General features: G+C 59.4%; 20 protein-coding genes, 1 tRNA gene and 1 pseudogene. 17 read left to right on the top strand and 5 right to left on the bottom strand.

Going from position 1 to position 19,546, the window contains the following annotated elements; genetic code table 11:
* Positions 1-5 precede the first annotated feature (5 nt).
* The 3 genes from glnD to RCH91_RS06560 are packed head-to-tail and all read left to right on the top strand — an operon-like array spanning position 6 to position 4,853.
* Complete coding sequence (glnD, locus tag RCH91_RS06570) at positions 6-2,705, top strand: [protein-PII] uridylyltransferase (RefSeq protein ID WP_306533813.1); 2,700 nt, start codon at positions 6-8, stop codon at positions 2,703-2,705.
* Positions 2,706-2,712: 7 nt separating this feature from the next.
* Positions 2,713-3,600, top strand: a complete 888-nt coding sequence (gene xerD, locus RCH91_RS06565) for a site-specific tyrosine recombinase XerD (protein ID WP_306533812.1) — start codon at positions 2,713-2,715, stop codon at positions 3,598-3,600.
* 53 nt (positions 3,601-3,653) lie between these two features.
* Complete coding sequence (locus RCH91_RS06560; protein WP_306533811.1) at positions 3,654-4,853, top strand: cofactor-independent phosphoglycerate mutase; 1,200 nt, start codon at positions 3,654-3,656, stop codon at positions 4,851-4,853.
* Positions 4,854-4,929: 76 nt separating this feature from the next.
* On the opposite strand, the gene RCH91_RS06555 is transcribed toward RCH91_RS06560, so the two are convergent.
* Complete coding sequence (locus RCH91_RS06555) at positions 4,930-5,496, bottom strand: Slp family lipoprotein (protein WP_306533810.1); 567 nt, start codon at positions 5,494-5,496, stop codon at positions 4,930-4,932.
* Between the two features lie 256 nt (positions 5,497-5,752).
* On the opposite strand from RCH91_RS06555, the gene RCH91_RS06550 reads away from it, so the two are divergent.
* The 9 genes from RCH91_RS06550 (at position 5,753) to RCH91_RS06510 (ending at position 12,081) form a co-directional block, all read left to right on the top strand.
* A complete protein-coding gene (locus RCH91_RS06550) occupies positions 5,753-7,108 on the top strand; it encodes a UDP-glucose/GDP-mannose dehydrogenase family protein (protein WP_306533809.1) in 1,356 nt (451 codons plus the stop codon).
* A 9-nt stretch (positions 7,109-7,117) separates the two neighbouring features.
* Positions 7,118-8,053, top strand: a complete 936-nt coding sequence (locus RCH91_RS06545; RefSeq protein WP_306533808.1) for a UDP-glucuronic acid decarboxylase family protein — start codon at positions 7,118-7,120, stop codon at positions 8,051-8,053.
* Positions 8,054-8,067: 14 nt separating this feature from the next.
* On the top strand, positions 8,068-8,400 hold the full coding sequence (locus RCH91_RS06540; RefSeq protein ID WP_306533807.1) for a septum formation initiator family protein: 333 nt from the start codon (positions 8,068-8,070) through the stop codon (positions 8,398-8,400).
* 53 nt (positions 8,401-8,453) lie between these two features.
* Positions 8,454-8,609: a hypothetical protein gene (locus RCH91_RS06535; protein WP_306533806.1), complete on the top strand. Its 156-nt coding sequence runs from the start codon at positions 8,454-8,456 to the stop codon at positions 8,607-8,609.
* A 17-nt stretch (positions 8,610-8,626) separates the two neighbouring features.
* Positions 8,627-10,315, top strand: a complete 1,689-nt coding sequence (argS, locus tag RCH91_RS06530; protein WP_306533805.1) for an arginine--tRNA ligase — start codon at positions 8,627-8,629, stop codon at positions 10,313-10,315.
* Positions 10,316-10,328: 13 nt separating this feature from the next.
* Positions 10,329-11,132 carry an SPOR domain-containing protein gene (locus tag RCH91_RS06525; RefSeq protein WP_306533804.1) on the top strand — a complete coding sequence of 268 codons (804 nt, stop codon included), beginning with the start codon at positions 10,329-10,331 and terminating at the stop codon, positions 11,130-11,132.
* Positions 11,133-11,188: 56 nt separating this feature from the next.
* Positions 11,189-11,265 (top strand) — tRNA-Met (locus RCH91_RS06520).
* A gap of 126 nt (positions 11,266-11,391) precedes the next feature.
* Positions 11,392-11,688: a hypothetical protein gene (locus RCH91_RS06515; RefSeq protein WP_306533803.1), complete on the top strand. Its 297-nt coding sequence runs from the start codon at positions 11,392-11,394 to the stop codon at positions 11,686-11,688.
* A 138-nt stretch (positions 11,689-11,826) separates the two neighbouring features.
* Positions 11,827-12,081 (top strand): hypothetical protein, encoded by a 255-nt coding sequence (locus tag RCH91_RS06510; RefSeq protein WP_306533802.1) that lies wholly within the window; start codon positions 11,827-11,829, stop codon positions 12,079-12,081.
* Positions 12,082-12,310: 229 nt separating this feature from the next.
* Here RCH91_RS06510 and RCH91_RS06505 read toward each other — a convergent pair whose 3' ends face one another.
* Positions 12,311-12,613 carry a helicase C-terminal domain-containing protein gene (locus tag RCH91_RS06505; RefSeq protein WP_306533801.1) on the bottom strand — a complete coding sequence of 101 codons (303 nt, stop codon included), beginning with the start codon at positions 12,611-12,613 and terminating at the stop codon, positions 12,311-12,313.
* On the bottom strand, positions 12,565-12,816 hold the full coding sequence (locus RCH91_RS06500; protein ID WP_306533800.1) for a hypothetical protein: 252 nt from the start codon (positions 12,814-12,816) through the stop codon (positions 12,565-12,567). The genes RCH91_RS06505 and RCH91_RS06500 overlap by 49 nt, the downstream gene beginning before the upstream one ends.
* Positions 12,817-12,949: 133 nt before the next feature.
* Here RCH91_RS06500 and RCH91_RS06495 point away from each other — a divergent pair, with 133 nt between their 5' ends.
* From RCH91_RS06495 to RCH91_RS06475, 5 genes and pseudogenes are all read left to right on the top strand, one after another.
* Positions 12,950-13,288, top strand: coding sequence for a 4a-hydroxytetrahydrobiopterin dehydratase (locus tag RCH91_RS06495; protein WP_306533799.1), 339 nt, complete (start codon positions 12,950-12,952; stop codon positions 13,286-13,288).
* Positions 13,289-13,326: 38 nt separating this feature from the next.
* On the top strand, positions 13,327-14,694 hold the full coding sequence (locus RCH91_RS06490; RefSeq protein WP_306533798.1) for a DUF4157 domain-containing protein: 1,368 nt from the start codon (positions 13,327-13,329) through the stop codon (positions 14,692-14,694).
* 26 nt (positions 14,695-14,720) lie between these two features.
* The gene (locus RCH91_RS06485) at positions 14,721-16,115 is read left to right on the top strand and encodes an ethanolamine ammonia-lyase subunit EutB (protein ID WP_306533797.1); all 1,395 of its coding nucleotides are present in this window, start codon (positions 14,721-14,723) and stop codon (positions 16,113-16,115) included.
* Positions 16,112-16,861 carry an ethanolamine ammonia-lyase subunit EutC gene (eutC, locus tag RCH91_RS06480; protein WP_306533796.1) on the top strand — a complete coding sequence of 250 codons (750 nt, stop codon included), beginning with the start codon at positions 16,112-16,114 and terminating at the stop codon, positions 16,859-16,861. Before RCH91_RS06485 ends, eutC begins: the two co-directional genes overlap by 4 nt.
* Positions 16,862-17,362: 501 nt before the next feature.
* Positions 17,363-17,481 (top strand): annotated as a pseudogene (locus RCH91_RS06475) (YpsA SLOG family protein); the annotation flags it as partial.
* Between the two features lie 213 nt (positions 17,482-17,694).
* Here the strand turns inward: RCH91_RS06475 and RCH91_RS06470 are convergent.
* Entirely contained in the window at positions 17,695-18,108 is a 414-nt protein-coding gene (locus RCH91_RS06470; RefSeq protein WP_306533794.1) for a 4Fe-4S dicluster domain-containing protein, read from the bottom strand.
* A gap of 90 nt (positions 18,109-18,198) precedes the next feature.
* Positions 18,199-18,756, bottom strand: a complete 558-nt coding sequence (locus RCH91_RS06465) for a hypothetical protein (protein WP_306533793.1) — start codon at positions 18,754-18,756, stop codon at positions 18,199-18,201.
* Positions 18,757-19,546: the final 790 nt, after the last annotated feature.

The raw sequence follows: 19,546 nt of genomic DNA, 5'->3' as shown, positions 1-19,546 counted from the left end.
GTTTTATGGAATTCAACATCGACCGCTACTTTCCCGATTCTTCCCAGGAGGCAGGCGACGCCGGCCGGGCCTCCTTCGAGGAGAAGCGTCCCCTCTACCTGGCAGGCAGCAAGCACTTTCTGAACCATTACCGGGAGGAGATCAAGGCGATTCACCGGGCCGGAGCCAGCGGGGAGACGGTGGTTCGAAATCTCACTGCCATGGTCGATACCCTCATCCGGAAGCTCTTTCGGAGCATCGTGAGGGACGTGGTCCACTCGGGACGGGGGAGAGAGCGCCTGACACTGATAGCCATCGGCGGCTACGGACGGGGTGAGCTCAACCCCTACTCGGACATCGACCTCATGTTCCTCTATAGCGGCAAGGATCAGGCGCGGGTGGAGGACATTGCCCAGAAGCTCCTCTATTTTCTCTGGGACATGAAGCTTGACGTGGGGTACTCGGTCCGCACCCTGCAGGATTGTGTGGAAATGGCGGCCGCCGACCTCACGGTTCGGACGGCGCTTCTCGACGCCCGGGTTCTGGCTGGGAGCAGGATCCTCTTCCGGGATTTCGAGAAGGTCATGCTGACCCAGATACTGACGAAGCGCAGCGACAACTTCATCAAGGAAAAGGTGGCGGAGCTTCGGAAACGGCGTGAGAAGTATGGTTCGTCAGTCTACCTTCTGGAGCCCAACGTGAAGGAGAGTGAAGGGGGGCTGCGGGATCTCCATGCTGCCCTCTGGGTGGCGAAGATCAAGTATAAGGTCGCCAATCCCCGGGAGCTGATCGTCAAGGGGGTGATGACCGAGGAGGAACTTGCCGCCTACCATGAGGCACTGTCGTATCTCTGGCGGATCCGCAACGAGCTCCACTTCCTATCCGGGCGCAAGAACGACCAACTTACTTTCGAGGCCCAAGCCAGGCTGGCAGTATTCTTCGGCTACCAGGACAACGGCCGGACCCTGGCGGTGGAGGAGTTCATGCGGGACTACTACCTCCATGCCACAAAGGTGGAACACATCTCCTCATCCCTCATCGCTGCATGTACCCGCCGCGAGGAGGGGGCACTGAAGATCCTCGGCTACTTCATCCGGCGCCACGTGGGGGAAGGGTTCTACATCATTAAGGGCGAGCTGGTGATTCCCGACGAGTCGATGATCGAGAAGGAGCCGGCCCGGCTCATGAAGATCTTCGAGTATGCCCAGAAGCATGGCGTCGTCATCAGTGTCGCCGTCAAGTCGCTCATCCGCAGAAGTCTCCATCTGGTGAACGATAAGTTTCGCCGAAACAAAGATGTGAATCAGTCGTTTTTCGCCATCCTCCGCAGCGACAAGGATGTATCCGAAACTCTCCGTCTTATGCACCACCTGGAATTCCTGAACCGTTTCATCCCCGAGTTCAGCCACATTCATTGCAAGGTCCAGCACGACCTCTACCACATCTACACCGTCGACATCCATTCGCTCTTTGCCGTCGACGAGACCCTGAAACTCCTGCGGGGCGAGCGCGAACAGGAACTGCCGCTACTCACCAGGCTTGCCCGCGAAGTGGACAAGCGGGAGTTGCTGCTTCTGGCAGTCCTCTTCCACGACATCGGCAAGGGTGAGGGAGGAAGCCACGCCGAAAAGGGCGCGGACTTGATTCCGACCATCGCCAGGCGGATGGGACTTTCCAGGGAGGACGGCGAGCGGCTCGAATTCCTGGTGAGAAACCATCTCCTCATGGCCCACATTGCCCAGCGGCGGGATCTCCACGACGAGAAGATGATCATCCAGTTCGTTCGGCAGATGGAGAAGAGCGAGAACCTGAAGATGCTGTATCTCCTCAGCTACGCCGACATCAGGGCGGTGGGAACCGATGTCTGGACCGAGTGGAAGGCGATGCTCCTTCAGGAGTTGTACGAAAAGAGCTTCAATGTTCTGGAGCGGGGCGACTTCAAGCTCGAAGCGCACAGCGAGCGGGTCAAAAGCGTCAAAAGGAAGGCCCTTGAGATACTCGGCGAAGAGTATCCGGTTGCCGCCGTCAAGGAGGAGCTCAAGGCGATGACCACCCGCCATCTCCTCTCCAATCCTCCGCAGGTGATTGCCGAACATGTGAAGATTCTGCTGGCACTCGACCAGAACAAGATTGTGACGCGGGTCGCTCACGAAACGGAGGGGGGATACTCCAACCTTACCATCTGCACCTTTGACGTTCCCGGGCTCTTTTCCATGATTACCGGCGTCATGGCCGCCAACGGCATCAACATCCTCGGGGCCCAGATCCACACAAACACCAATGGCAAGGTCCTCGATATTCTCCAGGTGAATTCCCCTCAGGGGTTTGTCATTACCGAAGAGAGCCGTTGGAAGCGGGTCGAAGAGGACCTGCGGCAGGTCCTTGCGGGCAAGGTCCAGGTGGCGGATCTCGTGGCCAAGCGGCAGCGGCCCACGCTGCTCACGGAGCGGGCGAAGCCCCGCTTCTCCTCCCGGGTGGAGATCGACAACGACGTGTCATCCGACTATACGGTCATCGACATCTATACCCACGACAAGGTGGGGGTCCTCTACCAGATCACGAGCACCCTGACGGAACTGGGCCTTTACATCGGGGTATCCAAGATATCCACCAAGGTGGATCAGGTGGCCGACGTCTTCTACGTGAAGGATATCTTCGGCCACAAGATCACAAACGCTGAGCGTCTTGAAGAGATCAAGAACCGCCTCGTGAAGGCCGTGGAGTGAGGAGAACGTGAACCAGTTCCTTGATCTCTTTCTGAACTACCTTCTGGTTGAGAAGGGACTGGCGAAGAACTCCCTCGATTCCTATGGCCGTGACATGGCCCGGTACCTGGACTTCCTTGAGGAGCGCGGCAGCAGCGAACCGGCGGCGGTCCGCGCCGTGGACGTGGCCGACTTCCTGGCCCTTCTCAAGGAACGGGGACTCGCACCCCGAAGCCGGGCCCGTGCCCTTTCCTGTGTGCGGATGTTCCACCGGTTTCTTCTCGTGGAGGGATATGCCGAGGCTAACCCCACCACCATCATCGAGGCGCCAAAGAGCGTTGCGAAGCTTCCCCAGGTTCTCACCGGCCGGGAGGTGGAGGCGCTTCTGGCCGCCCCCGGCAGTGACGGCAGCCAGGATGTGCGGGACCGGGCCATGCTGGAACTTCTGTACGCAACGGGGCTTCGGGTGTCCGAGCTTGTGAGCCTCGGAATGCGTGACGTGAACGTGACCGCCGGGTATCTCATGGCCTTCGGCAAGGGGGGGAAGGAGCGGCTCGTTCCCATGGGAGAATCGGCCTGTGCCGCAGTTTCCCGGTATCTGTCCGACGCGCGGCCCGCCATGGATCGGAGCGGAGGCAATTCCTATCTTTTCCTCACCAGGCTCGGAGACCGGATGACGCGGCAGGCGTTCTGGAATATAATCAAAAAACGGGCTCTGGAGGCGGGAATCAGGAAAACGATCTCCCCCCACACGCTCCGCCATTCGTTTGCGACCCATCTTCTGGAGAACGGTGCGGATCTCCGGAGCGTGCAGACCATGCTCGGCCATGCGGATCTCTCGACGACCCAGATATATACCCACGTGACCCGCGAGCGGTTGAAGCGGGTCCATGAGGAATTCCATCCGCGGGGATAGGGCAGAGGCTGGGACAGGAATACATGAATAACTCACCACGAAAGGACAGGGTAATGAAGTATATCGTGCTGCTCGGCGACGGGATGTCGGACGAGGCCGTGAAGGAACTGGACGGAAAAACACCCCTGCAGGCTGCGAAGACGCCGAACATGGATGCCATGGCCCGGCGGGGAAGGATCGGGCTCGCCCATACCGTGCCGAAGGGGCTTCCCCCGGGAAGCGATGTGGCCAACCTCTCGGTGTTCGGCTATGACCCGCGCACCTGCTACACGGGGCGCTCACCTCTCGAAGCGGCAAGCATGGGGGTTCACCTGGGCCCTGATGACGTGGCGTTTCGGGTTAATCTCGTGAATCTGCAGCCGACCCGGGGTACCCTCGTGATGCGCGACTACTCGGCTGGCCACATATCCACAGAGGAGGGGCGGGAGCTCATTGAGGCAATCCAGCGGGAGATCGGCGGCGACGAATTCCAGTTCTACCCCGGTGTGGGGTACCGGCACCTCATGGTCTGGCGCAATGGCAAGTGCGATATCACCGCCACCCCCCCCCACGACATTTCCGGGCAGAGCATCCTCGACTATCTCCCGAAGGGGGAGGGGGCCGAGCGACTAATCAACCTGATGAATTCTTCCCAGATGATCCTCAATAATCACCCCCAGTACCGCAAGCGCCTGGAGGCAGACAAGGTGCCGGCAAACTCCATCTGGCTGTGGGGGCACGGCAAAGCTCCCCGGATCGAGTCGTTCCGGGAAAAGTTCGGCCTCACCGGCGCGGTCATCTCTGCGGTGGACCTCATCAACGGAATCGGCATTGGCGCAGGGCTCGACGTGATCCGGGTCACCGGGGCCACCGGCTACATCGACACCAACTATGAGGGGAAGGTGCAGGCCGCCCTGGAGGCCCTGGAAACCCACGACTACGTCTACCTTCATGTGGAGGCACCCGACGAGGCTTCACACTCGGGGAATCTTGCCCACAAACTCCAGGCCATCGAAGACTTCGATGCCCGGGTCGTGGGACCGATCATGGACGGGATCAGGCGCTTCGGCTCCTACCGCATCCTCTGTACCCCCGATCATCCCACGCCCATCAGGCTCAAAACCCATACGGACGCACCGGTCCCTTTCATCCTCTACGAAGGTGGGGAATCGGAAAACGGTGCGGTTTCGGGGTATGACGAAGATACGGCCAGGGCCTGTGGTTTCGTGGTGGAGGAAGGGTTCAGGCTCATGGAGCTTCTGCTGGGAAAGTGAGACGGCAGGAACGTAGGTGTTGAGAAAAGAGCAGGGCGGGTCGTGGGACCCGTCCTGTTTTGCTTGGAAGACGGATTTACCAGCGTCGGTAAACGGGCCCCAGGGGGCGGTACCAGTAAGGCCCTGGCCAGTAGCCGTAGTAGTAGGGATCATAATAGTAGTAGGGTGGCGGAGTAGGGTAAGGGTAGCCTTTCTCGTAGTCGTAACTTTTCCAGACGTGAATTTCCTTGATGGCTACGAGCGGATAGGTATAGTCGACATCGTCGAGGGGCATGATCTTTTTCCCTTTCACCTCTCCGACCAGGGTAACGAGACGGTCCTGCTTGAAGATCATGCTGTCGAGGAAGGAGTCCGTGATAGCGAGAAACCTTCCCTCGGTCCGAAACGTGTCCTCAGGCATGCCGGTTGCATCGAGACCGACCTGCATCACTTCCAACTGGCTTCCCTCACTGGTGTTTTTGACGCCGGCGATCACGCCTCCCAGCAGAACATACTTCCCGACAAGTGAATCAGGGTTATTCTTCAGCATGGTGTAGGTAACGGCGGGATCCACCAGTATGCGTGATTGATCGCTGATGACATGGGTACAGCCCGAAAGAGCCATAAGTAATGCCATGAGGGCAAGTATTCCCTGTTTCTTCATGGAGCACCTCCTTAGGAGCACCGCCAGATACCTGTATTTGGGGCCGGCTTGGCTGACTGTGGCTAACCGCTCTGACTGTATGTGATGTCTGGTGTCCGGTCCACTTCCTGAAACAAAGAGTATCTCCGGGCCAGGGAAAGTCAAACATGCGTCAGACGTGATGTAATCAAGGGGTTTTGTGGAGGAAAAACTCTGGAAATTGCGACTCTTTCCATGCTATATTTAGCAGCTGAAACTTGAATGGAGGACTGTATTAGTGAAAATTTGTGTCATCGGGACTGGCTACGTTGGCCTTGTGGCGGGGACCTGTTTCGCCGAAAGCGGCAATAGGGTCATTTGTGTTGATGTGAACGAAGAGAAGATTGAAGGACTCAAGCAGGGAATTCTTCCCATCTACGAACCGGGGCTCAAGGAGCTGGTGCTCCGCAACAGCGCCGATGGACGCCTCTCCTTCACCACCAACCTGGATTCAGCGGTAAAAGAATCCCTTGTCTGCTTTATTGCCGTGGGCACCCCGCCGGGCGAGGATGGCTCGGCCGACCTCCAGCACGTCCTGGCCGTTGCCCGGGAGATCGGCCGCACCATGGAAGGCTTCAAGATCATCGTCGACAAGTCGACGGTACCGGTCGGCACCGCTGACAAGGTGAGGCAGGCGACACAGGAAGAGCTCGACCGTCGCGGCGTTTCCTACGAGTTCGATGTGGTTTCGAACCCGGAGTTTCTCAAGGAAGGCGCCGCCATCGACGACTTCATGAAGCCTGACCGGGTCGTCATTGGTGCCGACAACGTCCGTACCGCCGAGATCATGAAGGAACTCTACTCACCCTTCATGAGGAAGACCAATCGCTTGATCATTATGGACGTCCAGAGCGCCGAGATGACCAAATACGCCGCCAATGCCATGCTCGCCACCCGTATCTCGTTCATGAACCAGATGGCCAACCTCTGCGAGCGGATGGGTGCAGATGTGGCGGCCGTGCGCGAGGGGATCGGCTCGGACTCCCGGATCGGCTACGATTTCCTCTTCCCCGGCGTCGGTTACGGGGGCTCGTGCTTTCCCAAGGACGTAAAGGCCCTCATCAAGACTGCCGATGAATGCGACTACGACTTTGTTCTACTGAAGGCGGTGGAGGAAGTCAATGAGCGGCAGAAGGGGATTCTCATTGACAAGATGATTGCTCATTTCTCTCGGGAGAACGAAGCAACTTCCCTCGAAGGGAAGACCATCGCTGTCTGGGGACTCTCTTTCAAACCCCGCACCGACGACATGCGCGAGGCTCCCTCCATCGTCATCATCAGCAGGCTCCTCGAAATGGGAGCCACGGTTCGCGCCCACGACCCCGAAGCGGTCAAGGAAGCGAAGAAGATCTTCGGCGACCGGATATCCTACAGCAGCACCAACCAGTACGAGATTCTTAAGGATGCCGATGCCCTGGCCATCATCACCGAGTGGAACGAGTATCGCAATCCCGACTTCGAGCGTATCAGCGCGAGCCTTGCCGCGCCGGTCATCTTTGACGGCAGGAACCTCTACAATCCCCGGCGGATGCGGGAGATCGGTTTCACATACCATTCCATCGGTCGCAACGGTTCAGGCTTCAGCAGTAAGTAGGGGAGAGCAATGCGCGTCCTGGTAACCGGCGGTGCGGGATTTATCGGCTCCCATCTCTGTGCACGGTTGATGAACGATGGCCATGAGGTTCTCTGTCTCGACAACTTTTTTACGGGGAGCAAGAACAACATCTTGGCGCTTTTGGGCAACCCCCGTTTCGAGCTGATTCGTCACGACATAACCGAACCGATTCTCCTGGAGGTGGACCAGATCTATCACCTCGCCTGTCCTGCCTCGCCGGTCCACTACCAGTACAATCCGGTAAAGACCATCAAGACGAGCGTCATGGGGACCATCAACATGCTTGGCCTTGCCAAGCGGGTGCGGGCGCCGATTCTTTTGGCATCCACTTCGGAGGTCTACGGCGATCCCCAGGTACACCCGCAGCCCGAGACCTACTGGGGGAACGTGAACCCCATCGGGATCCGGAGCTGTTACGACGAGGGGAAGCGGGTCGCTGAAACCCTTATGATGGACTATCATCGCCAGAACGGAGTCGACATCCGTATCGTCCGGATATTCAATACCTTCGGCCCCCGCATGGCGGAGCATGACGGCCGGGTGGTATCGAACTTCATCGTTCAGGCGCTCAAGGGAGAAGACATAACGGTCTACGGCGACGGTAGTCAGACCCGTTCCTTCTGCTACGTGAGCGACCTGGTTGAAGGGCTCGTCCGGGTGATGTCTTGCAACGGGTTCATAGGGCCGGTCAACCTCGGTAACCCCGTCGAAACAACCATTATCGAGTTTGCCCGGCGAATTATCGCGCTCACCGGATCCCATTCGCAGATTGTTTACAAGCCGCTCCCTTCCGATGACCCTCAACAGCGCCAGCCCGATATTACCCTCGCGCGGACTACGCTCGGATGGGAGCCACTGGTGCCGCTGGAGGCGGGACTAAAAAAGACCGTCGACTACTTTTCCGGCCTCGGTGCCGCATCGTAACCCCTGGAGGAAGCATGCGGAAGCGGATGTACTTCGTCCCCGCCGGCTGCATACTTTTCATACTCTTCTTCACTGTTTTCGGTGAACGGGGACTTCTGCGCATCTATCATCTGAGCAGAGAAAAGGAAGAGATCGCGGAGAAGGTGACCCAGACCAGGGGAGAGAACGAGAATCTCAAGCGGGAGATCGAGGCGCTCAAGACCGACCGGAGGTACCTGGAAAGCATTGCCCGTAAGGATTTCGGCCTCGTCCGCCCCAACGAGGTTGTCTATCAGTTCCCTGCGGGGGACAAGGCACAACCAAAACCCCATCAGCCGGTTTCATCGGCGGGCGAAAAGAAGCGCTAGGGTGGAGCGGAGAGAATCCGCTCTTTCCGTTTTTGTACTCAGGAGATGTGACCATGAGCAGTTCCAAGAGACAGGCATGTGCCGTCTGCGCCTGGCGCGAAACCTGCGCCAAGAAATTCTGCGTCACCGATGGTGGCGCGCGCTGTCCCGATTTCAGCCGTGACGTTTCCATCAAAGTCCCGGACGAAGAAACTGACAGCGAGCAATGAACCAACTGGAGGGATCAATGAAGGATAGGGTTCGTTCTCTGGTGGCTGAGGGTATCGAGCGGTGCTTTGCCGACGGTTCCCTTACCTCGCACCAGATGCCGGCCATCGTCATAGAAAAACCGGCCCATGCCGAACATGGCGATTTCGCCTGCACCGTCGCCATGTCCCTGGCAAAGGCCGAGCGAAAGGCGCCGCGCGTGATCGCGGAGACGATCGTCGCGCATATCAATGATAGTGCTGAAGGGATCATCGGGGGAATCGAGATTGCGGGCCCCGGTTTCATCAATTTCAGAATCAAAAACGACGCCTGGAGCCGGACACTCGCTGCCGTCGAGGCGAAGGGGAAGAGTTTCGGTCTGAGTACCATTGGGGAAGGGCGGAAGGTGCAGGTGGAGTTTGTGAGCGCCAACCCGACGGGTCCTCTCCATATTGGCCACGGGCGTGGTGCGGCCATCGGCGACACCATCTGTCGTCTGCTGGCAGCCACCGGTTGGGATGTAACCCGCGAATTCTATTACAACGATGCCGGCGCCCAGATCGCCAGTCTGGCTCTCTCGGTTCAGGCCCGTTGCCTTGGCATCGAGCCGGGGGATCCCCGATGGCCGACCGACGGTTACCAGGGTGACTACATCAGGGACGTGGCCCGCTCCTACCTCGATCGTGAAACCGTCGACTCCGGCGACCAGCACGTTACCGCCGCCGGCGACCCCAACGATCTCGATGCGATCCGCCGCTTCGCCGTTGCCTATCTGCGACGCGAACAGGATCAGGATCTCTTGGCCTTTGATGTCCACTTTGACGTCTATTCGCTCGAATCGAGCCTTTATACTGAGGGGCGTGTCGAAGAAGTGGTCCGTCGCCTCATCGAGAACGGCCATACCTTCGAACAGGACGGTGCCCTCTGGCTGCGAACCACCGACTTTGGCGACGACAAGGACCGGGTCATGCGCAAGTCGGAGGGGAGTTACACCTATTTCGTCCCCGATGTCGCCTACCACCTGGCCAAGTGGGAGCGGGGATTCACCCGGGTCATCAACGAGCAGGGGGCCGATCACCACAGTACAATCACCAGGGTGCGGGCTGGCCTGCAGGCCCTTAATGCGGGCATTCCACAGGGGTGGCCGGAATATGTGCTCCATCAGATGGTTACGGTCATGCGTGGCGGCGAAGAGGTTAAAATATCCAAGCGAGCCGGCAGCTATGTTACCTTGCGTGATCTGATTGATGAGGTGGGGCGTGACGCCACCAGATTCTTCTTCCTTATGCGCAAGCCCGATTCTCAACTTGTCTTCGACATTGATCTTGCCAAACAGCAATCCCTCGAAAACCCGGTCTATTACGTCCAGTACGCCCACGCTCGGATCTGCAGCATCTTCGACACGGCTGCCGAGCGGGGATTCACCGTCCCCGTCTATGCCGATGCCCACGTTGAATTGCTTGGCACTCCTGAAGAGATTGCACTGGTCAAGCTGCTCGGCTCATTCCCCGAGGTGGTGGAGGGGAGCGCCCTCGCCTTTGAACCCCACCGGATCACTTACTGCCTTCAGGAACTGGCGGGAGCTTTCCACTCCTTCTACAACAGGAACCGCGTCATTACCGAGGAAAAGGATCTCAGTGCAGCGAGGCTCTTCCTCCTCAAATGTGTCGCTCAGGTCCTAAAGAATGGCCTTGCGCTCCTTGGAGTGTCGGCTCCGGAGAAGATGTAGCAGGATACGTATTATGGCTATTGACTATCGTGAACGGAAACCGGTTAACAAAAACCGGCCAAAATCGAAACCAGTCGGCCTTTTTGTGGTCGCCTTTGGAGCTGTTGCGTGTTTTTCCTTTGCCTTGGGGATACTGACAGACCGTTTTCTGCTCCCTCCTCGCAACCTCAAATCGAACAGCGCGCCAATGCCTCAGTCGGCAGCCCAGGGAACCAATAATCCTGCATCGCAGGCAGCGGACGGTAAGGATGCTGTGCCTGCCCAGCAGAATGCGCCACCTTTGCCGGTGGAACCATCCCTGACTTTTTACGAGACGCTCCCCAAAGGGGGGAAAGGCATCCTCGGAAGTGGCATTAATCCAAAACGACCGGAGATACACAGCGCCACTCCGCCAAAACCTCCAGTTGATGCGCCGTCCAGAAAGGATCAGGCACAACCACAGAAGGTAGATGTCAGGCCCGTACAAAAGGCCGAGAGTCCTGCATCGCCAGTTTCATCCCAGAACAGAAGTATGGTTTCGGATACCGCTGAACGTCAAAAAGGGACTGGAGATGCTGCTAAAGTGGTTTCGACGAAAAATCCCACCGCAGCCAAGGGTAAATTTTCAGTTCAGGTTGCTTCAGCAAAGGAGCGCAAGGAGGCAGAGGCCATCAAGGCTGCGCTTCAGGAAAAGGGTTTTGCCGCCTATGTTGTTGAGTTTCCCGTCGCTGGCAAAGGAACATGGTATCGCATAAGGGTGGGAAAACAGATGGATCAGGCCGCAGCCGGCAACCTAGTGAACCAAATCGGCAAGGGAGCAATAATTATTCCTGAATAGTAAAATTTTTTGTTGACTCAAGTGGTATGTCGTAGTATAAACAGAATCTCTTGTGACGCGGGGTGGAGCAGTCTGGTAGCTCGTCGGGCTCATAACCCGAAGGTCAGAGGTTCAAATCCTCTCCCCGCAACCAAATCATTTCAGGGACTTGCGTAACCGGCAAGTCCCTTTTTTGTGTCCAAAAGAGCCATTTGTACACTATTTTGTACACTACGGTTTTTTTTGACCCCCGAAGGGGCCTGCCTGAGGTCGCAATCCCATGGCACGTCTCATCAAGCGCGGCAAGACCTACTACGCCCAGTACTACTTGGGCAAGCAGAAACGGGTAAATCTCCACACCTCCATCCCCCAGATCGCCAAGGAGAAGCTGCGCCAGCTGGAATCGTCCCTGTTGCGCGGCGACGACATCCCCCTCCCCACGAGGAACCCGCTGCCGACGGTCCTCTCCGCCTTCACCAATCACCTATATGCCACCAAGCAGCCGAAAAACGCCGACAAGATCGTCTCGTACCTGCGGGCCATCTTCGGTCCCATCGCCCCCGAACTCCACATATAAAACGCGCGAATCAGCGCCAAGGCCCGCAAGTGCCCCTCGAGCCGTCCCGAGAAGCACATCGAGACGCTCCATTTCGAACAGATCATAACCCGCGACATCGCCGACTACATCGCTGCCAAGGTCCGCGATACGGGGATCGTGCCCAAGACCGCCAACCGCTATCGCGAGCTACTGATCCGCCTCTACAACTGGGCAATGAACCAGTATGGGATCCGGATGCCCGGGGACAGGAACCCGGCCGCCAAGGTGGAGCGCTACCGGGAGCGCCCGCCTGAGATCGTCTTCCAAAGCATGGAGGAGATCGACGAGCAGCTGGGGGCTGGCGCTCGCTGGAATTCATTGCATGAATTGACAGCTTTACATCAATTCCCCGTCAATTATCGAATGAATTGACCGACAATTGACGGGTTCACAATTCAATTTATCAATTAAGCGAAAAGAGGCGGATGCAGGGTCAGGCGGATAACGGGTCAGCCTTTCCAAGTTGCCAAGCTGACTGGCAGATATCAATGTAAAGCAATGACCGATCTCACTTCATACATCAAACACTTTACGGAGAGGGCAACCCTGCTGCGACTGACGATGCCAGTGCCAAAAGGGTTAGCTGCATACCCTTTATTGTTTATTGCTCCCAGAACGCCGCAACCTCCTTTAGGATGCTCTCTGAAACCAGTTCCGTTACATCGGAGTCGAACCAGTCGGTCGGCATCGACTGACTGTAGCTCGATTCCGTGAATCTGCTGTCCATCAGGATGATAAGTCCGCGGTCGGTCTCGGAGCGGATGACTCTCCCGGCGGCCTGTACCGCCTTGGCCATGGAGGGAATCGTGTAGGCATAGGCGAAACCGGCGCCGTACCGCCGCTGGTAATACTCTCTCATCTCCTCCCGTTCGAGATCGTAGTTGGGGAGCGGTGGGCCGACCACGAAGGCCCCTCCCGGTCGAACAACGCGCTAACCGGCACTTCGGCCTGGTACAGGGGATCGGCCTTGGCCCTTTTCTTCTGTACGCGGCGGTGAATCTCCTGCCCATCGGCGGCCGAGCGTCCGTAACCTGAATGGGCTTCGATGCTTCCGGTGCGTGGAGAGGGGAGTGCAAAGTCGCGCAGGGGGATGGTGATGAGCTTCATGGCAGACAGCATACATCAAAATCGAAAAAATCTGGGGGTTGTCAACTGCTTTCCTCTATGGGCTTTTTTCGTGCGGGCAGACTCCTGCCGATCGGGTAAACTTTAAGCATCCACCACGAACGGGAGGTTGACCATGGCCGGGAATGTCATCGATCTGGCTGCAAAGCGCTGCACGCCGTGCGAAGAGGGAACGCCCTCCCTCGGCGACGAGGAGGTCGGGCGGCTCCTGGCCGGGGTGCCGGGATGGGAGCACGCGGACGGCTCTATCGCAAGGCGGTTCGAGTTCAAGAACTGGTGCCAGACCATGGCCTTCGTGAACGCCGTCGCCTGGGTCGCCCACTGCGAGAACCACCACCCGAACCTGGAGGTGTCGTACCGCTCCTGCCGGGTCCGCTACACGACCCACGCCATCGGCGGCCTGTCGGAGAACGACTTTATCTGCGCCGCCAAGGTGAACGCCCTCATTCCCTGAAAAAGGGGAAGGAGGCACTCGAACGAAAGGGGCAAGGCATGCGCACCTTCGTACCGAAACCAGAGTCCATCCGGTCATTGTTGCCCCGCACGAGCTGGGCCGGGCAGAGCCGCGATCCGAACCCGCTCCTCACCCTGCAGCGGACGACCGGGAACCGTGCCGTGCAGGAGATCCTGAGGGGAGATGCCGGGGGTGGGCCTGCCGCTCCCGGGCTGAGCGGAGTGGCGGTCAGCGTTCCGGGAGACCCGTGCGAGCTGGAGGCGGAGCGGATCGCCGAACAGGTGATGCGGATGCCGGAGCCGCAGCTCCCGCCCGCGGACGCCCGCGGGGAGGAGTGTGCTCCGTGGCGGCCGGAAGTCGTCGGAGTCGGCATCGGGCGCGTGGGCTCCCGGGCCGGAGGCGAGGGAGAGGCCAGAGTGACGCCGCTCGTCCGGGAGGTGCTCCGCTCCCCCGGCCGCCCCCTCGACCCGGCGGTCCGTGCTTCCATGGAGGAGCGCTTCGGGCAGGATTTCGGACGGATCCGGGTCCATGACGGAGGAATGGCCGCCGAATCGGCGCGGTCGATCAACGCCCTCGCCTACACGAGCGGCAACGACATCGTCTTCGGCGCGGGACAGTACCGTCCGGCCACCGAGGAGGGGAGGCGCCTCTTGGCGCACGAGCTGGTCCATACGCTGCAGCGTGAAGACAACGTGCTGCAGCGCAAGATCGAATTCACCCAGCCGACTCCGATCCTGGCCGACCCCATCCCCCTGGTCCTGGGGGGCAGGAGCATCCTGGGGAGCACCCTTCCCAGCCTGAACGGGACGGTCCTCCCCGGCCACGCCATCAAGAAGGATTACAAGGAGGCGGTTTTCAACGCGCTCCAGCCCCAGACCTTCACGTTTTCCGACACCAAGGACGGGAAGACGTGCAAGGTCACCCCGGACAACCTCACGATCACCGTTTCCGCCGAGGTGAGGGCGATCACGGAACCGGATCATGGCAAGTGGGCCGGCTCGTACCCTCCGGCCACCCTCGGAAGTCCCCCCACGGTCTGCGCCGGGAAGAGAGAGGACATCGCGGTGGAAATGAAGGGAAAACCCGACAGTGCCGCCCTGTGCAAGAAAGTGCGAAGCCACGAGCAGGAACACGTGACCGATCTCAAGAACCTTGTCAACAGCGAGCTCAAGCCGTACCATGATTTCCTCGTCGGGCTCACCAGCACGGGAAAGAGCGAGAAAGAGTGCGTGGACAACCTCTTCACGCAGGTGGGGAAGAAGGATGCCGAGGCTGCCAGCAAATTCGTGGACAAGTGGCTGGACGCAGTCCAGGCCTATGACAAGCCCGGCGGGACCCACCACTCGAAGTTCGAAACCACGGTGGATGCCGGGTGCACGACGATGCGGATCGAGGAGAAGGTCTGACGGCAGAGGAGCCGGAGCCCGGAACCATGCGCTATTCACAGACCATAGGGATACGGACGTACACGTTCTCCGACCTGAGGGACCTCCTCGCCAAGGCGTCCCCGGGCCGGTCGGGCGACTTCCTCGCCGGCGTTGCGGCAGCGACCGACGAGGAGCGGATGGCCGCCCGGTTCTGCCTGGCCGAGGTGCCGCTCGCCCGCTTTCTCGAAGAGCCGGTGATCCCCTACGAGGAGGACGAGGTGACGCGGCTCATCGTCGACGGCCACGACGCCGGGTCGTTCCGGGAGATTGGCTCGCTGACGGTGGGGGGCTTCCGCGACTGGCTCCTGGGCGACGGGGCGGACAGCGAGGCCCTTACCCGGATCGCGCCGGGGGTTACCCCCGAGATGGCAGCGGCGGTTTCCAAGCTCATGCGCAACCAGGACCTGATCCTGGCGGCGCGCAAGTGCCGGGTCGTCACCAGCTTCCGCAACACCATCGGCCTTCCCGGGCGCCTCTCGGCCCGGCTCCAGCCCAACCACCCCACCGACGACCCGCAGGGGATCGCCGCCTCCATCCTCGACGGCCTCTTCTACGGCAGCGGTGACGCGGTGATCGGGATCAACCCGGCCGGCGACTCCCTCCCCACCATCATCACCCTCCTCACCATGGTCGACGAACTGCGCCGCCGCTTCGACATCCCCACCCAGTCGTGCGTGCTGACCCACGCCACCAACACCATCAGGGCGATCGAACAGGGGGCGCCGGTCGATCTCGTCTTCCAGTCCATCGCCGGGACGGAGAAGGCGAACGCTGGCTTCGGCATCGACCTGGCGCTCCTGCGGGAGGCGTGGGACGCGGGGCGGGCGCTCCGGCGCGGGACGGTGGGCGACAACGTGATGTACTTCGAGACCGGGCAGGGGAGCGCCCTGTCGGCGGACGCCCACCACGGCGTGGACCAGCAGACCTGCGAGGCCCGCGCCTATGCCGTCGCCCGCCGGTTCGAACCGCTCCTCGTGAACACCGTGGTCGGCTTCATTGGCCCGGAGTACCTCTACGACGGCAAGCAGATCATCCGGGCCGGGCTGGAAGACCATTTCTGCGGCAAGCTCCTTGGGCTCCCCATGGGGTGCGACGTCTGCTACACCAACCACGCCGAGGCCGACCAGGACGACATGGACACCCTCCTCACCCTCCTCGGCGTGGCCGGGGTTGCCTTCGTCATGGGGGTCCCGGGGGCCGACGACATCATGCTCAACTACCAGAGCACCTCGTACCACGACCTCCACTACGTCAGCTCCGTGCTCGGGCTCCGGCGGGCCCCCGAGTTCGAGGCGTGGCTGGAGCGGATGGAGATCGCCGACGAGCGGGGAAGGCTCAGGGCGCCGTCTCCCGGCCAGCCGCTCCTGGCCCACGTCCGGACCCTGGCGGAGGGAGCATGAAACCGGTGATAGAGCACGATCCGTGGCTGCAACTGCGCCGCTTCACCCGGGCCCGCATCGCCCTCGGGCGGGCAGGGGTGAGCCTCCCGACCGGGGCGGCGCTGGAGTTCGGGCTCGCCTACGCCCAGGCCCGCGATGCCGTCCACCTGCCGCTCGCCTGCGGGGAGATGGCGGCGGGGCTTGCGGTGGCCGGCATCGCAAACGTCACCGTCCACAGCGCGGCCGTGGACCGTTCGACCTATCTCCGCCGCCCCGACCTGGGGCGAAGACTCGACGACGCGAGCCGCGAACGCCTGCAGGGGCTGACCGGCCCCGACCCGGACCTCGTCTTTGTCGTGGCCGACGGGCTCTCCTCGTGCGCGGTCGCATCCCACGCGGTGCCGCTCCTGCTGGCGGTCATCCCCCACCTGCCGGGGTGGCGCCTGGCCCCCGTCGTCATCGCCGAACAGGGGCGGGTCGCCCTCGGCGACGAAGTGGGGGAGATCCTCGGCGCCGGTCAAGTGGTGGTGCTGATCGGCGAGCGCCCCGGCCTGAGCTCCCCGGACAGCCTCGGCATCTACCTCACCCACGCGCCACGGGTGGGACGCACCGACGCCGAGCGCAACTGCATCTCCAACGTGCGGCCCGGGGGGCTCAGCTACGACGAGGCGGCCCGCCGGCTCGCCTATCTCCTGACGATGGCGCGCCAGCTCGGCTTCTCCGGGGTCAATCTGAAGGACGAGAGCGACCGCTTCCTCCCCGAGTGACGGGGGCGGGCGGCTGAAGAGGAAGGGGATTTTTTTTCTGAAGCCGATTGACACCCCCAAACTGGAGGGTACACTTAAGTCAAAGCCTCAATGACCACTTGCCGATGACAATAAAAGTCATCGATAAGAAAGTCAGCGAAGCTTTTCCAGCCTTGAAAAATTCGTAGTTCATCAAAGGCGTAAAAAACCTTCTATGACCATGAATGAACAAGGCTGGCAAGCCCTGCGAGGTTCCCTTTTTGGTCAGTACACGTCAAAAAGGATGAAACCACGCAGGGCTTGAAAAGAGCTTTGAACGGTCACTCCAGGATTCTGGACATCACCGCTTAGACCGTTCAAGGCTCGGGAAAGCCTTGAGTGCTTCTCACGGAGGAAGGCAAATCCTCCCGAAAGAATTCGCTCAAGGCTTTTTTCGCGTGAGGGAATATGCTGTTGCATGGCTGGATCACTATTTCTACTGGCGAATGCAGCCAGGAGATTGCACTGACCGGGGCCGAGTAGATGCATCCCATTCTCGACAAAATCATCTCAGGCGGGCAGATGGGGTCGACCGGGCCGGTCTGGATGCGGCGATGGAGGTCGGCATCCCTGTCGGAGGATTCTGTCCCAAGGGGCGGCGTTTCTCCGGCTAGTCTTTGGCAGTAGGTAAGTATGTGTGTGGCTTTACCTGGATATTGATGTCCGATGGCCGATTATCACAAAACTGCCGCCCGCCAGGTAAGGGGGCTTGGCGCTGGTCTTTGCAGTGCAGACCGCCGCGTATCTCCTTGCCGTCCTGAAGCTTGGCACCATCCTGCTGGGGGTGTCCATTGTTCTGTATGGGCTGGCGGTGTTTACCCGCGTTTCCCGAGCCGGCAGGCCCTGATCGGACATCCAAGGGCGCAGACGCCGCAGCCAATGCAGATGGACGAATCGACTCGTACATCCCTTGTTCTCCTCGCTTCAGTATGTTCCAGGGCAACCACTGAAATTGCCTCGATTGGGCAAGCCTTGGCGCATTTCCCGCAACCGACACAGCTCTCAGCGTCGATCTCGGCCAGGTAGGTGGAGGTGACCAGGGAATTCGGATAGCCGTGCACGCTGATCCCCCGCAGGACGTTGCAACAGCAGCTGCAGCAGTGGCAGACGAACTTCATGTTCTTCTGGACATTGTCCGCGGCCATCACCAGACCCAACTCCCTTGACCGTGCAAAATGATCTTCCATTTCGGACCTGCTCACTTCACGGGCCAGGTTGTGCCTGATCATGAAATCTGCCGCATATCCGAACTGGGTGCAACTTTCCAGGGGCACATCGCAGGACTTCTCACCAAGATGCATCTTCTCGTGACGGCAGCTTCAGATTCCGATGGCGAATCTGTCCGATTGTGCAATCAGTGACGATGCCTTTTCATAGTCGAGGATTTCCACATAGTCAGAGGCATTCACCGCGTCGCTGTACGGCAAGGTCCGCACGAAAGATATCTGTTCGCCATGGCCGAAGTTTGCCGCTAGGAAAGAATCATCCACAGATATGTAGTCATGGAAGAGCCGTGCCCATTCCTTACTGCTGGCATTCGGCCCCATCCTCATCATGGTGAACTCGAAGATGCCAACCACGAGGGGAGCTGGGGCGTAGTGATATGCTCCGTGTAGCCACAAATCCACAACCAGGCCTTTCCCCGTCAACCCATCGAGAACCCGCTGCAAGCTGCCCTTTTCATATCCGGTGGCCCTTTCCAGCTGCTCGAAGGTGGATAGCCCGTAGGGCATCCTGATGACCACATCGGCTTCCTCGCCAGTATACAGTTTCTTCAGGATCGCGTGGAGCCGCTCATTCCACGGTGTCCGCATCTCCATTCCGTCGATCTTCCTGCCAAGCTCGCGAAAGATGTCTTTTCCAACGAGGTGACCCATGCGATCCACTCCTTCGATGACCAACCAGGCCGAGTTACCGCTGCTGCCGAACAGACAGAGCGAGTGTGCGCAATTGTAACATATTGTGGTCTTGTCAAGAGCGGGCCACCAGTTCGTTCTTGACAATATTGTCGGAGCACAGAAGATTGGCCCGATTTAATCCGCCTGGCGCCCAAGCGCATCTTCTCACCAAGAGGCACTCCGAGGATTTTCGGGTGAGAAAACTCCCGCTCCTGGATCATTTGGTCCAGTTTCACCTGTAATGGACGGGGGTTAGAAGCTCATAACTTCGCAATAGTTATGTCGCATCAATAAATGAATCCAATTAACCACAACGGCAGCTTGTTTTTGAAGCCTACCTCGATATCGTCAGCCACCACATAACCGTTTTCAATGCCGCTTATCTGCTCGGAATCCTGCCACCGATCTCGAAGGTATGACGCCCCTTAACTATGAAATCTCCTCGTGCGGACACCTCGATGGCACTCTCCACCAGATGAGGATGAACAGTTGTGGCATTGCGAACCTGATTAACGAAGAACAGTTCCCGGAGTGAACCTATATTTACCTCTTCGGAAATGGCATACATCAGGTTGCTGTTCTCCAGAAAAATCTTTTCCGGTTTGGTCAGAACCTCGTAGCCTCTCCCTTGAGTGGACCCTATAGTCAAGACAATAAACCGTCGAGTTTAAGGTGGTGCCCGGTCGCGCAGCTGACCGGCGCTGCCCCAGTTTTGAGCGTGGTTTTACGCTCAACAAATTTGTCCACGATTCTTGCTCCGCCGCCGCTG

The sequence above is a fragment of the Geobacter sp. genome, from assembly GCF_030834625.1.
Classification (GTDB): domain Bacteria; phylum Desulfobacterota; class Desulfuromonadia; order Geobacterales; family Geobacteraceae; genus Geobacter.
The sequence above is the reverse complement of the archived record's forward strand: the minus strand, read 5'-3'. Positions and strand labels throughout refer to the sequence as shown.

What these genes read in the sequence shown, in the direction of transcription:
- glnD (WP_306533813.1), top strand. Translation starts at nt 6, where the DNA reads ATGGAATTCAACATCGACCGCTACTTTCCCGATTCTTCCCAGGAGGCA.
- RCH91_RS06560 (WP_306533811.1), top strand. Translation starts at nt 3,654, where the DNA reads ATGAAGTATATCGTGCTGCTCGGCGACGGGATGTCGGACGAGGCCGTG.
- RCH91_RS06555 (WP_306533810.1), bottom strand. Translation starts at nt 5,496, where the DNA reads ATGAAGAAACAGGGAATACTTGCCCTCATGGCATTACTTATGGCTCTT.
- RCH91_RS06545 (WP_306533808.1), top strand. Translation starts at nt 7,118, where the DNA reads ATGCGCGTCCTGGTAACCGGCGGTGCGGGATTTATCGGCTCCCATCTC.
- RCH91_RS06540 (WP_306533807.1), top strand. Translation starts at nt 8,068, where the DNA reads ATGCGGAAGCGGATGTACTTCGTCCCCGCCGGCTGCATACTTTTCATA.
- RCH91_RS06535 (WP_306533806.1), top strand. Translation starts at nt 8,454, where the DNA reads ATGAGCAGTTCCAAGAGACAGGCATGTGCCGTCTGCGCCTGGCGCGAA.
- argS (WP_306533805.1), top strand. Translation starts at nt 8,627, where the DNA reads ATGAAGGATAGGGTTCGTTCTCTGGTGGCTGAGGGTATCGAGCGGTGC.
- RCH91_RS06525 (WP_306533804.1), top strand. Translation starts at nt 10,329, where the DNA reads ATGGCTATTGACTATCGTGAACGGAAACCGGTTAACAAAAACCGGCCA.
- RCH91_RS06515 (WP_306533803.1), top strand. Translation starts at nt 11,392, where the DNA reads ATGGCACGTCTCATCAAGCGCGGCAAGACCTACTACGCCCAGTACTAC.
- RCH91_RS06500 (WP_306533800.1), bottom strand. Translation starts at nt 12,816, where the DNA reads ATGAAGCTCATCACCATCCCCCTGCGCGACTTTGCACTCCCCTCTCCA.
- RCH91_RS06495 (WP_306533799.1), top strand. Translation starts at nt 12,950, where the DNA reads ATGGCCGGGAATGTCATCGATCTGGCTGCAAAGCGCTGCACGCCGTGC.
- RCH91_RS06490 (WP_306533798.1), top strand. Translation starts at nt 13,327, where the DNA reads ATGCGCACCTTCGTACCGAAACCAGAGTCCATCCGGTCATTGTTGCCC.
- RCH91_RS06485 (WP_306533797.1), top strand. Translation starts at nt 14,721, where the DNA reads ATGCGCTATTCACAGACCATAGGGATACGGACGTACACGTTCTCCGAC.
- eutC (WP_306533796.1), top strand. Translation starts at nt 16,112, where the DNA reads ATGAAACCGGTGATAGAGCACGATCCGTGGCTGCAACTGCGCCGCTTC.
- RCH91_RS06470 (WP_306533794.1), bottom strand. Translation starts at nt 18,108, where the DNA reads ATGATCAGGCACAACCTGGCCCGTGAAGTGAGCAGGTCCGAAATGGAA.
- RCH91_RS06465 (WP_306533793.1), bottom strand. Translation starts at nt 18,756, where the DNA reads ATGGGTCACCTCGTTGGAAAAGACATCTTTCGCGAGCTTGGCAGGAAG.